Source organism: Kribbella sp. NPDC048837 (assembly GCF_055586945.1).
The window spans coordinates 1308552-1320915 of the sequence record NZ_JBVJHF010000002.1; the positions used below are offsets into that span (position 1 = coordinate 1308552).

A 12364-nucleotide genomic window follows, 5' to 3' on the forward strand; every position below is an offset into this window, starting at 1 on the left:
CCATTGGACTGCCCCACCCCCCGTCCTGCATCACCCCGCCCGGATGAAGCCGGACCAGCGACCGGCCCGGCCCACTCGTGGGAGAATCCGCCATGGTGGCCGACGGCGAGTGGGTGACGCAGTACGTCCGGGTCGGGGGCAGGTCCGTCTACGTCCAGCGGAGTCTGCGGGGCAGCGGCGTACCGCTGGTCCACGTCCACGGCTTCGCCATCTCCGGCGCGTACCTGATGCCCACGGCCCGCGTGCTGGCCGGACGACGGCTCAACGTCGTCCCGGATTTGCCGGGCTACGGCCGCAGCGAGCGGTGCGACCAGGTCCTGGACATCCGCGCTCTGGCCGGCGCCCTGCTGGCGATCCTGGACGCGCTCGACATCGACCAGGCGGTGCTGATCGGCAACTCGATGGGCTGTCCGATCGGGCTCGAGGTCGCCCACGAGGCACCTGAGCGGGTCGAGCGCCTGGTCCTGGTCTCGCCGGCCGGCGGCTTGCAGAACCGGCCGCTGCGCCGCGCGCTCGGCCAGCTTGCGCTGGACGTGAGTCGTGAGAGCCCGAGGATGGTCCCGGTCGCGCTACCGGACTACCTCAGGTTCGGGCCGGTCAACGGCCTGCGCCTGTTCCACCAGCTGACCCTCTTCCCATCCTTGGAACGGTTGCTGCACACCCCGGTCCCGACGTTGGCCGTCCTCGGCGGCCGGGACCCGCTCATGCCGTCCCCGGCCCGCGTCGCCGAGGTGGTCCGGCTCGCTGCCGGGCACGTCGCGGTCGCGCTGGTGGAACGGGCGGCGCACGCGGTGAACTTCAGCCACCCGGAGGAGCTGGCGACGGTGGTCGAGGCCTGGCTGGACGGGACCCTGCTCACCGGCGGCGCTCAACTCCCCGCCGGCGTGCGGGTGGTCCATCTCCCCGGCGCCTCCGCCTAGGCAGGCTTCCGGGCGCGGGCCGGGGCGACGGCGTACTCCGGGGTCAGGGTCGGGGGTTGGGGGTTACGGCGTCGGCGGATCAGTTTGCCTACCTCGACGACGATCGGGAGGATCGCGGCCAGGCCGGCGCAGGTGAGCCACTGGCGCGGGCTCAGCTCGGTGGTGAGCAGCCCGCCCTGGAGGGTCGGGAGCTGGGTGCCGAGGAAGAGCAGGACGAAGGAGATCAGCCCGATCCCCAGCGCCATCAGGATCGGTGGGGTCAGGCCGCTGGTCGGGTCACGCCGGTTGACCACCGCGTTGAACACGGTCCCCAGACCCATCACCACGAACGTCATCGTCATCGACACGCTGGCCTGCGTGGGACTCGGCTCGTCCGGCCCCAGGAGCAGCGGGCCCAGCGCGGCCAGGAACAGCGCGAAGGCGTAGACGATCCACATGATCACCGCGCCCCGGTTGGTGATCGGTACGCCGGGGTCACGCGGTGGCCGGTGCATCACGTCGGGGTCACCGGGATCGACGGCGATGATGACGACGCCGGCCACGGTGGCGACGAACAGCAGGTACAGCACCATGGAGGGCGTCATGGCCACACCCTGGTTGATGTCGAACACCGACGCGACGAGGTAGAGGAGGACCAGCGACAGCAGTTGCGTCATCTGGTACCGGACGTACGCCACGACCTTGTCGTACACGCGCCGGCCGATCTCGACGGCGTGGACGAGCGTGCCGAAGTTGTCGTCCGTCAGCACCATCCGCGCGGCCTGCTTGGTCACCTCGCTGCCGCTCCCCATCGCCACCCCGATGTCGGCCTGCTTGAGGGCGGCCGCGTCGTTGACGGCGTCACCGGTCATCGCGACGATCAGGCCCAGCTCCTGCATCGTCCGCGCGAGCCTCAGCTTGTCCTGGGGCGTCACCCGCCCGAACACGTGCAGCTGCGGCAGCCGCTGCTTCAGCTCATCGTCACTGAGCGCCTGCAGTTCGGCGCCGCTGACCGCTCCCGGGCCGAGGCCCAGCTCCGCACCGATCGCCTGCGCGGTGATCGCGTGGTCCCCGGTGATCATGCGTACGTCGATGCCGGCCGTGAGCGCCGTCCGGACGGCGTCCCTGGCCTCCGCCCGCAGCGGGTCGATGATCCCCGCCAGCCCGACGAACGACAGTCCCTGCGTCAGCGACATCGGATCGGCGGTCATCGTGGCCAGTTCGTCGTCGGCGATGAGGCGGGCGGCGAACGCCAGTACCCGCAGGCCTTTCTGCCCCATCCGCAGGTTGGCGTCGTCGATGCCGGCCCGCGACTCGGCGATCGGCACCTGTGAGCCGCTGAGCGGACCGCCGGCCTGGGTGCAGCGCGCGACGACCACGTCGGGTGCTCCCTTGACCAGCTCGATGACGTGCTCGACGTCGTCGACAGTCACCCGGTGGAACGTCGCCATGAACTTGTACTCGGAGTCGAACGGGACCTCGGCCAGCCGCGGGTAGGCCTGCCGGGTCTCCTCCGCGTCGATGCCGAGCTTCGCGGCCAGCACTACCAGCGCCGCCTCGGTCGGGTCCCCGATCACCGAACCGTCGTCACCGACCACCGCGTCGCTGTCGAGGACCAGGCCGAGACCGAGGCGGGTGAAGTCCGGCACCGGCTTGCCGGCCACCGAACGGATCGCGCCGCTCTTGCGGTAGCCCTCGCCGTCGACGGTGAACCACAATCCGCTGGCGTACAACGTCGAGACCATCATCTGGTTCAGCGTCAGCGTGCCGGTCTTGTCGGTGTTGATCGCGCTGGTGGCGCCGAGGGTCTCGACATCGGTGAGGTTCTTCACCACCGCCTTCGCTGCCGCCAGCTGCTTCGCGCCGAGCGAGAGCAGGCCGGAGACGAACGCCGGCATGCCGGTCGGGATCGCCGAGATCGCCATCGCGGTGCCGAGCAGCAGCACCTCCTTGCCGGGCACCCCGCGGATCAGGCCGGCCACCACGATGACCGCGACCGCGCCCCAGGCGATGATCCCGAGGATCTTGGTCAGCGAGTCCAGCTCCCGCTGCAGCGGCGACCGGGTCCGCTTGACCGAGGTCAGCATCGTCGCGATCTGGCCCATCTGCGTCTGCATCCCGGTCGCGGTGACCAGGATCGTGCCGGTGCCCCGGGTCACCGAGGTGTTCTGGAACAACATGTCGGTCTGGTCGCCCAGCGCCACGTCGGCCTCGATCAGCGTGTGGGTGTCCTTCGCGATCGGCGCGCTTTCCCCGGTGAGCGCGGCCTCCTGCGCCTCCAGCGTCGCGGACCGGATGATGCGCCCGTCGGCGGGCACGATGTCGCCCGCCTCGACCTCGACGAGATCGCCCGGGACCACCTCGGTGGCCGCGATCAGCGTCAGCTCGCCGCCGCGGATCACCCGGGCCTGCGGTATCTGCATCTTGGCCAGGGCGTCGACGCTCGCCCGCGCCGTCAGCTCCTGGCGGGTGCCGAGTCCGACGTTCAGCAGGATCAGCAGGGCGACGAGGATCCCGGTCGACAGCTCCCCGATCAGCAGGCTCACGATCACGACGCCGATCAGCATCAGGTTCATCGGGTCGCGGACCTGCGCCAGCGCGACGGCCCAGAGCGAGGGCGGCTTCTCCGCCGCGATCTCGTTCGGGCCGTACGTCGAGAGCCGGCCGGCCGCTTCGGTCCCGGACAGGCCGGCCAGGGCGTTCGACCGGGCCGCGGCGACGGCCTCGTCCGTCCCCAGCGAGTACGCCGGCGGCCCTCCTGTGCCGATCGGTCCGGTGCCGTTCGATCCGGTTCCGATCGGTGCAGGCGCTGTCATCCCGGTATCGCTCACGGATTTCTCCCCTCCGCCTCGTGTGCGGCGGCCCCGTGGTTCACGGTAGTCCCGGCGTCGCTTCGCGCCTATGGCTCCGGGTCGGGGAGATCTACCGGGTGCGCAACGACTCGAGGTCGGTCTGGCAGCGGCGCTCGACCTCGGCGAGTTCCCGCAGGGTCTCGTCGATGTCGCGGCGGCGTTGCTCGAGGTCGGCGCGGCGGTGGGTGATCTGGTCGAGCAGGTAGACGAGCTGGCCCTCCTCGCCCGGCTCGGCGTCGTACATGTCGACGATGGTGGCGATCTCGTCGAGGGAGAAGCCGAGCCGCTTGCCGCGCAGGATCAGGCCGAGGCGGACCTTGTCGCGGGAGTGGTACACGCGGACGGTGCCGCGGCGCTCGGGGGTGAGCAGGCCGCGGTCCTCGTAGAACCGGATCGTTCGCAGCGTGACGTCGTACTCGGTGGCCAGTTCGGCGATCGACCAGGTCTGAGCGGGCACCCGGCTATTGTGCACACACCCGATGGTGCTTTACGTTTACGTAAGCGTCAAGCACACCTCCCATCCACCACTCACCACCATCACCAGTTGCTCTGGTGATGTGGGTGGTTGGAGGGGAGGCGTCAGCGTCAAGTACAGGGAGTGGGTCATGTTCCAGCTGTCCGAGGAGCACCGCGAGTTCCGCCACAGCGTCCGCGACTTCGCCGAGGCGGAGATCGCGCCGCACGCCGCCGAGTGGGACCGCAAGCACTACTTCCCGGTGGAGGTCGTGCAGAAGATGGGCCGGCTCGGCCTGTTCGGCCTGACCGCGCCCGAGGAGTACGGCGGCGCGGACGGCGACTTCACCAGCCTGTGCGTGGCGATCGAGGAGATCTCCCGGGTCGACCAGTCCATGGGCATCACGCTCGAGGCGGCGGTCGGGCTCGGGATCAACCCGATCCTCACCTTCGGCACCGACGAGCAGAAGGCCACCTGGCTGCCGGACCTGGTCGCGGGCCGGAAGCTGGCCGGGTTCGGGCTGACCGAGCCGGAGTCCGGGTCGGACGCCGGCGCGACCAAGACCCGCGCGGTGCTCGACGGCGGCGAGTGGGTGATCGACGGCGCGAAGCAGTTCATCACCAACTCCGGCTCCACCATCACCTCGTGCGTGACCGTGACCGCGCGGACCGGTGAGAAGGCGGACGGCAAGCCGGAGATCTCCACGATCATCGTCCCGAGTGGTACGCCGGGCTTCGTGGCCGAGGCGGCGTACGACAAGCTGGGCTGGCACGCGAGCGACACGCACCCGCTGGCGCTCACCGGCTGCCGCGTCCCGGAGGGGAACCTGCTCGGCACACGTGGCAAGGGGTTCGCGCAGTTCCTCGCGACGCTCGACGACGGGCGGGTCGCGATCGCGGCCGTCGCGCTCGGATGCATCCGGGCCTGCCTGGAGATGTCGGTCCAGTACGCCGGGGAGCGGCAGACGTTCGGTGGTCCGATCGGGCGCAAGCAGGGCGTCGCCTTCCAGATCGCGGACCTCAAGGTGATGGCCGACGCCGCCGAGATGCTGGTCTACCGGGCCGCGGCCCTGAAGGATGCCGGCGCGTCGATGGCCGACTTCAAGCAGGCCGCGTCGGTGGCCAAGCTCTACGCGACCGAGTCGGCGGTGACCGCGACCCGGATCGCGACCCAGGTCTTCGGCGGCTACGGCTTCATGGAGGAGTACCCGGTCACCCGGTTCTACCGCGACGCCAAGATCCTCGAGATCGGCGAGGGTACGTCGGAAGTCCAGCGCATGCTGATCGCCCGGTCGCTCGGGCTCCCAGTGGAATGATGACTGCATGACGCGCGATCACTGGACAGAGGTCAAGGTCGCTCGCGAGGCGACGCTGGGGCCGCCGGAGAAGGCGGCGGCCAAGCTCGCGAATCAGAACAAGCTGTACGTCCGCGACCGGATCGCGCTGCTCGTCGACGAGGGCAGCTTCGTCGAAGACGCCCAGCTGGCCAACGCGCTCAACCCCGGGCTGCCCGCCGACGGCGTGGTCACCGGCCGGGCGCTGGTCGACGGCCGCCCGGCCCTGCTGGTCGCCAACGACCCGACCGTGAAGGCCGGTTCGTGGGGGGCCAGGACGGTGGAGAAGATCGTCCGGATGACCGAGGTCGCGCTCCGCGACGAGCTGCCGATCTTCTGGCTGATCGACTCCGCCGGCGCGCGGATCACCGACCAGGTCGACCTGTTCCCCGGCCGGCGTGGCGCCGGGCGGATCTTCCACAACCAGGTCGCGCTGTCCGGCAAGGTCCCGCAGATCTGCTGCCTGTTCGGCCCGTCCGCCGCCGGAGGCGCCTACATCCCGGCGTTCTGCGACATCGTGATCATGGTCGACGGCAACGCCTCGATGTACCTGGGCTCCCCGCGGATGGCCGAGATGGTGGTCGGCGAGAAGGTCACGCTGGAGGAGATGGGCGGCGCCCGGATGCACACCAGTGTCTCCGGCTGCGGCGACCTGCTCGCGTCCGACGACACCGAGGCGATCGACCTCGCCAAGCAGTACTTCTCCTACCTGCCCGGCTCGTGGCAGTCGCGGCCGCCGTCGTACGACGCCTCGCCGCCGGCGCGCGATTTCACCCGGGACCTGGTGCCGGCCGAGGAGAGCGTCGGGTTCGACATCCACGACGTGATCGAGGCGGTCGTCGACGCGGACACGTTCTTCGAGGTCAAGCCGGCGTACGCGCCGGAGCTCGTCACCGGGTTCGGGCTGCTCGCCGGTCAGGTGGTCGGGATCGTCGCGAACCAGCCGGCCGTGAAGGGCGGCGTACTGTTCGTCGACTCCGCGGACAAGGCGGCGCGGTTCATCTGGTTGTGCGACGCGTTCAACGTGCCGCTGGTGTACCTGTGCGACGTACCGGGCTTCATGATCGGCAGCGAGGTCGAGCGGGCCGGGATCATCCGGCACGGCGCGAAGATGATCACCGCGGTGTCGGAGGCGACCGTGCCGACGGTCTCGGTGATCGTGCGCAAGGCGTACGGCGCCGGCCTCTACGCGATGTGCGGACCCGGCTTCTCACCCGACGCGTGTGTCGCGCTGCCGACCGCGAAGATCGCGGTGATGGGTCCGGAGGCCGCGATCAACGCCGTGTACTACAACAAGATCCAGGAGATCGCCGACGAGGGCGAACGGGTCGAGTACGTCTCCCGCCTGCGCGAGGAGTACGAGACCGATATCGACATCCTCCGGCTGGCCGCGGACCTGGTCATCGACGCCATCGTCGAGCCGGAGAACCTGCGCGACGACCTGATCGCCCGGCTGGCCGCGGCCCAGTCCAAGGACCGGACGTTCTCCCACCGCCGGCACGGCGTCCCGCCGGTGTAGTTAGCCTCGTCGGTATGACTGACTTCGCCACCCGGATCCGTTCGCGCGAAAAGCTGGTCGGCTACTGGGTGACGCTGGACGCGCCACCGGCGACCGAGCGGATCGCGCGGCTGGGCTACGACTACGTGGTGCTGGACGGGCAGCACGGGCTGATCGGTTCCACCGGCCTGCTGAACGGGCTGCTCGCGATCGACGCGGGCGCGGCGGTCGGCGACGTCAGGTCGGTCGGGCTGGTCCGCGTCGAGGCGAACGACGCGACGCCGATCGGGCGTGCGCTGGACTCCGGAGCGGTCGGCGTGATCGTGCCGTTGATCGACACCGCGGACGACGTGGCACGGGCCGTCCAGGCGGCCAAGTACCCTCCGCTCGGTGGGCGCTCGTTCGGCCCGATCCGCGCGTCGCTGCGGATCGGCCCGGTGCCGGCCGACGCCAACGCGGCAACCGTCGTGCTCGCGATGATCGAGACTCCGCTCGGCCTGAAGAACGTGGCGGAGATCTGCGCGACCCCGGGTCTCGACGGTGTGTACGTCGGCCCGTCGGACCTCGGGCTGGCGCTGGGTGCTCGGTTCCCGGGCGACCCGGAGATCGACGGCCCGTTCGAGGAAGCGGTCGAGCTGATCGCCCGGACCGCCCAGGAGGCCGGGATCGCCGCCGGCATCCACACCTTCGACGGCGAATCCGCCAAGGCCCGCCTGGCCCAGGGCTACACCTTCGCCACCGTCTCCTCCGACCTCAGCCACCTCGAGGCCGCCGCGGCTGCCCACCTGGACACAGTGCGCTCGTAGGAACACCTCGGCACTCTCGCGGGTTAGGTTCGAGAGGAGCAGATCGAGGAGGCCGGGGATGAAGGCACCCGAGCGAGCGGCGTTGCCGCTGGGACTGGCGGCGACGCTGGGGCGGACCTATGGGCGCCTGACCGAGACCGTGCAAGGGCTGAGCGACACCGACTTCGGGCGCGAGACCAGATGCCCCGGCATGCCGGTCGGTCCGCTGCTGGTCCATCTCCTGTACGACGCCCAGCGCGCCCTGATCGCGTTCGCCAGCCCGGCGATCGCCGATCCGGATCGCGACTTCGTCACGTACTGGCAGGACTTCCCGGCCCGGATGGACGGTGATCCCGGGCCGGACACGAGCTTCGTCCGCGGGGTCGCGGCCGCGTACCGGAAGCCCGGCGTACTCGTCCAGCACTGGCGGGAGGTGTCCGAGGCCGCGGTGCGGGCGGCCGCGGCCGGCCTGGCCGACAAGACCACCCGGGTCGAGACGCAGGGGCACGTGCTGCGGGCGAAGGACTTCGTCGCGACGCTGGTGCTCGAGGCAACGGTCCACCACCTCGACCTGATCGTCGGCCTGCCGGGCGCGCCCGAGCCGGATCCGGAGGGTCTGCAGGTGGTAGCCCGGACGCTGGACGGTCTGTTCGGCCCGGAGGCGTGGGACGAGATCGGCTGGGACACCACGACGTACGTACTCAAGGCGACCGGCCGGGTCCCGCTCGACGAGGCCGACCTGGACATGCTCGGCCCGCACGCGGACCGTCTGCCGCTGTTGGGTTAGAAGACTCCGGCGAACGGGTCGTCGAGGTTCTGCCAGTCCAGGCTGGCGAGCTCGGACTCGGTCAGCAGGCACGCGTCGAGGACCGACTGCAGGCGGGCCGGATCCAGACCCATCCCGGTCGCGACGACCGTGCACTCCGCGAGGTGCTCCGTGTCGGACCATTCGCCGAGCATGCCGAGCGACGCGCTGTACCCGGCCGACTCCCAGCGGACCCGTTGGGTCGGGCGGTTCGCCAGCCAGACCACGCCGCGGCTACGGACCACGCCGTTCACGATGTCCTCGAGCGCGTCGTTCAGCCGGGCCGGATGCAGTGGCCGGGTCGAACGCCACAGCACCGTCGTGACGCCGTCCCCGCTGGGCTGGACCCGGTCCGACGGCGCGAGCTCACCGGCCCACGCCTCCGCCGCCTCGAAGTCGAACAGTCTGGTCCGCGCGACCCCGCCGATCGGCACGCCATTGGGGTCGGTGGCAACCACCGTCGTCCGCGGGTTCAGGTGCAGGAGGAGGTTGTGCAGTCGCTCGGGCGCCGCGGTGCGATGGGCGTTCGCGAGTACACAGATGTCGGCGTACTCGATCTGCCGTGCGGCGAGCTCCGCGACGTTGCGACGGTCCGGCGGGCCGAGCGCGAGCCCTCGCTCCGCGAGCAGTTCGTCACCGGACAGTTGCTGGACCAGCAGTACGGCGTCGACCACGCAGGTGACCGTGTCGACCACGAGCTCGGGCAGTGTCGTCACCAGCGTGGTCACGAGTGGCCGCGCCTCCATCGCCGGGGGAGCAGCCAGGACGACGTGATCCCAGTGCGCCCGCGCGACCAGGGTTTCGAGCAGCGGCACCAGCGACTCGATCAGCTGGCACGCACCGCAGTCGTCCCCGACCGTGAACTCGCCGGCGTCGATCGGCCCGGACGCGTCCTGCACTCGCCAGGCCAGCACACCCCGCTCGGGCAGCTCGTCCTGATCGATCACCACGACGACTGTGGTCGCGTCCGTCATCGCATCCAGGACAGGCTCCCGCAGTGTCGTGGAGAGCCCCACCAACAGGGACAACGGTGTTCTCGCTCGGGCGGTCATGGCCCGAGTATATGAAAACGATTTTCATCAGTCCAGAGCGCGAACAGGCCGATCCGAGGGTGGCCGAGGGGCGGTACCTCCTGTCGAACCGCACGGAAATCGATGGGCGGGGATCCAGGGGTCTGGTAGGCAGGGGGCATGGCGAACGAGATCGGGCGGTTCAAGGGTGAGTGGGACGAGCTCGTGGAGCTCCTGGACCTGGCGTTCGCGGCGCCGTGGACCGACGCACAGTACGAGGCGGAGCGGCGGATCTGGGAACCCGACCGGAGCCTCGTCGCGACCGACGACGGGCAGCTGGTGGGTCACACCGGCACGTTCTCGCTGCGGATGGCGGTTCCGGGCGCCGCCCAGGTACCGGTGGCCGGCGTGACCATGGTCGGCGTCCGCCCGACGCACCGGCGACGCGGCATCCTCCGGGACCTGATGCGCGCCCAGCTGACCGAGATCCACGAGACGGGGACCGAGCCGCTGGCCGCCCTGACCGCGAGCGAGCCGGTCATCTACGGCCGCTTCGGGTACGGCTTCGCGTCCGACGTCCAGGAGATCGTCGTACCCAAGGCCGCGCGGGCGCTGCGGCCGGTGGCCGGCATCGACGACGTACGGATCCGGTACGCCGACGTGCGGGAGACCCTCGCGACCACCGCGGCCCTGCGCAACCGGCTCGCGGCAGAGCGGCCGGGGATGTTCCAGCACGACGAGCGCTGGCAGGAGTACGTCGTCACCGACAACTTCCTGGGGAATCCGGCGAACGGGTCGAAACGCCGGTGCGTGCTGGCCGAGCGCGACGGCGAGGTGACCGGGTTCGCCCACTACCGGACCAAGCGTGCGGAGAAGGGGTTCGTCGAGGTCCATCGCGTACATGCCGTGGACATCGCGTCGCACGCCGCGCTCTGGCGCTACCTGCTGGAGCCCGACCTGCTGAGTGAGATCCGCTGCGAGATGGTTCCGTCGGACGACCCGCTGCTCGATCTGCTGCTCGACCAGCGGGCCCCGTCGCCGATCACCCGGGACGGCCTGTGGGTGCGTACGGTCGACGTCGGGCGCGCGCTCGCGGCCCGGACGTACGCGCACGAGATCGACGTCGTCCTCGCGATCACCGATGGCTTCCTCCCGTGGAACGCGGGGACGTGGCACCTGACCGGCGGACCGGACGGCGCCAACTGTGAGCCCACCACCCGGACGGCCGATCTGACCGTCGACGTACGCGAGCTCGGGGCCGTCTACCTCGGCAAGCCGTCGCTGGCGAGGCTCGGCCGTGCCGGGCTGGTCCAGGAGCACACGGCCGGTGCGCTGGCGGCGACGTCGCAAGCGTTTTCCACATCTCGCCTACCGTTCCTCGACACGGGCTTCTGATCGGTTAGCCTTCCCAGATGCAGACGCAGCGTCGGGGTGCGCTCGCGCTGGCCGCCGTCCTGCTGGTGGGGCTCGTGGCGGCCGGTTTCGTCGTGCTCGCGTCGGCCGGCGGCTCGGTCCGGCCACTCAGCGAGAGCACGCTGCGGTCCAGCCCGCGTCCGCTGCCGACCTTCACGCCGACCCAGTCCGTGAACGTGCCGACACCGATCGGGGGTCCGCCGCAGCGCGACGTGAAACCCCGCCCGGTGCCGGACTGGCTGAAGGCCTTATGGCAGGCGCTGGTCTACCTCGTGTTCGCGGCCGTCGTGCTGGTCCTGGTCCGGTTGGTCTACCGCATCGTCCGCAAGGTCGAGCTGCCGCAGGCCGAGGACGCGGCGGCCGAGTGGGAGCGGGTCAAGGCCGAGCGGCTCGCCGAGGCGGTGGACAACAGCCTGTCCACGATCGACTCCGGGACCTCGACCGACGCGGTCATCGCCTGCTGGGTCGCGCTGGAGGAGACGGCGGCGTCGGCAGGCTTGGCACGTGATCCGTCGGAGACACCGGCTGAGTTCACCGTCCGGGTCCTCGGCGTCGGTGGGATCTCCGAGCCGCAGCTGGTCCGGCTGGGGGAGCTGTACCGCGAGGCCCGGTACTCCACGCACGGCTCGACCGAGGCGGCCCGGGCCGAGGCGCGCGCTGCCCTCCTTCGTCTCCGCGACGAGCTGGCTGTCGCTCACGCCGCGGACGTGACGTCATGACGTCGTACCGCTGGTCGCCGTTGGAGGAGAAGGGGCCGCCGCCGGATCCGCGGGAGCGGAAGAAGGGCCGGTCGCTGCGGCTGAACAAGGTGCTGCTGCAACACGTCGGGATCACCGTGCTGGCGAGCCTGCTGCTGATCGGCGTGTTCGCCGCGGCCGGGATGGCGCCCCGGCCGTTGTGGTTCGTGGCCGCGGCGCTGGCGATCGGATTCGGGTCGCTGGCGATCCGGCTGATCGGCCCGCAGGTGCTGGAGACCAACTGGCCCGGGCGGCAGGACGACTCCGCCGTAGTGCGGGCCCGGAGCAACGACAACCGGACCCAGTTCATCGCCACCTGGCTGCAGGAGTCGAGCCGGGAGCGGCGGGCCGGCGAGGGGTCGCAGACGTTCACCCGCCGGATCCGGCCGCTGCTGCTGGAGCTGACCACCGATCGCCTGGTGCACCGCCACGGCGTCGATCCCGAGCGCGAGCCGGACCGGGCCCGCGCGCTCACCGGCGATCGGCTCTGGGGGCTGATCACCGGTGACGAGAAACGCACCGCGTCCCTCGACGAGATCGAGTACGCGATCCACACCATCGAGAACCTGTGAGGAATA

11 protein-coding genes are annotated in these 12364 nt (G+C 70.6%); 8 read left to right on the top strand and 3 right to left on the bottom strand.

Annotated features, from left to right (window positions below):
• The first annotated feature begins 92 nt into the window (after nucleotides 1-92).
• Nucleotides 93-920 (top strand): alpha/beta fold hydrolase, encoded by an 828-nt coding sequence (locus ACZ6O0_RS14205; RefSeq protein ID WP_465765281.1) that lies wholly within the window; start codon nucleotides 93-95, stop codon nucleotides 918-920.
• Here the strand turns inward: ACZ6O0_RS14205 and ACZ6O0_RS14210 are convergent.
• The gene (locus tag ACZ6O0_RS14210) at nucleotides 917-3715 is read right to left on the bottom strand and encodes a cation-translocating P-type ATPase (protein ID WP_465765282.1); all 2799 of its coding nucleotides are present in this window, start codon (nucleotides 3713-3715) and stop codon (nucleotides 917-919) included. The two genes, ACZ6O0_RS14205 and ACZ6O0_RS14210, sit on opposite strands and share 4 nt — an antisense overlap.
• Nucleotides 3716-3821: 106 nt before the next feature.
• Nucleotides 3822-4208 carry a MerR family transcriptional regulator gene (locus ACZ6O0_RS14215; RefSeq protein WP_465765283.1) on the bottom strand — a complete coding sequence of 129 codons (387 nt, stop codon included), beginning with the start codon at nucleotides 4206-4208 and terminating at the stop codon, nucleotides 3822-3824.
• A gap of 148 nt (nucleotides 4209-4356) precedes the next feature.
• On the opposite strand from ACZ6O0_RS14215, the gene ACZ6O0_RS14220 reads away from it, so the two are divergent.
• Genes ACZ6O0_RS14220 through ACZ6O0_RS14235 form a run of 4 tightly spaced genes read left to right on the top strand, consistent with a single transcriptional unit; the run spans nucleotide 4357 to nucleotide 8608 of the window.
• Complete coding sequence (locus tag ACZ6O0_RS14220; RefSeq protein WP_465765284.1) at nucleotides 4357-5520, top strand: acyl-CoA dehydrogenase family protein; 1164 nt, start codon at nucleotides 4357-4359, stop codon at nucleotides 5518-5520.
• A gap of 7 nt (nucleotides 5521-5527) precedes the next feature.
• Nucleotides 5528-7057, top strand: coding sequence for an acyl-CoA carboxylase subunit beta (locus tag ACZ6O0_RS14225; protein WP_465765285.1), 1530 nt, complete (start codon nucleotides 5528-5530; stop codon nucleotides 7055-7057).
• Between the two features lie 14 nt (nucleotides 7058-7071).
• Nucleotides 7072-7842, top strand: a complete 771-nt coding sequence (locus tag ACZ6O0_RS14230) for an HpcH/HpaI aldolase family protein (protein ID WP_465765286.1) — start codon at nucleotides 7072-7074, stop codon at nucleotides 7840-7842.
• 58 nt (nucleotides 7843-7900) lie between these two features.
• On the top strand, nucleotides 7901-8608 hold the full coding sequence (locus ACZ6O0_RS14235; protein ID WP_465765287.1) for a maleylpyruvate isomerase family mycothiol-dependent enzyme: 708 nt from the start codon (nucleotides 7901-7903) through the stop codon (nucleotides 8606-8608).
• Here ACZ6O0_RS14235 and ACZ6O0_RS14240 read toward each other — a convergent pair.
• Nucleotides 8605-9678: a GTP-binding protein gene (locus ACZ6O0_RS14240; RefSeq protein ID WP_465765288.1), complete on the bottom strand. Its 1074-nt coding sequence runs from the start codon at nucleotides 9676-9678 to the stop codon at nucleotides 8605-8607. The two genes, ACZ6O0_RS14235 and ACZ6O0_RS14240, sit on opposite strands and share 4 nt — an antisense overlap.
• 138 nt (nucleotides 9679-9816) lie before the next feature.
• On the opposite strand from ACZ6O0_RS14240, the gene ACZ6O0_RS14245 reads away from it, so the two are divergent.
• Genes ACZ6O0_RS14245 through ACZ6O0_RS14255 form a run of 3 tightly spaced genes read left to right on the top strand, consistent with a single transcriptional unit; the run spans nucleotide 9817 to nucleotide 12358 of the window.
• Entirely contained in the window at nucleotides 9817-11031 is a 1215-nt protein-coding gene (locus ACZ6O0_RS14245; protein WP_465765289.1) for a GNAT family N-acetyltransferase, read from the top strand.
• Nucleotides 11032-11048: 17 nt separating this feature from the next.
• A complete protein-coding gene (locus tag ACZ6O0_RS14250) occupies nucleotides 11049-11768 on the top strand; it encodes a DUF4129 domain-containing protein (RefSeq protein WP_465765290.1) in 720 nt (239 codons plus the stop codon).
• Nucleotides 11765-12358, top strand: a complete 594-nt coding sequence (locus ACZ6O0_RS14255; protein ID WP_465765291.1) for a hypothetical protein — start codon at nucleotides 11765-11767, stop codon at nucleotides 12356-12358. The genes ACZ6O0_RS14250 and ACZ6O0_RS14255 overlap by 4 nt, the downstream gene beginning before the upstream one ends.
• Nucleotides 12359-12364: the final 6 nt, after the last annotated feature.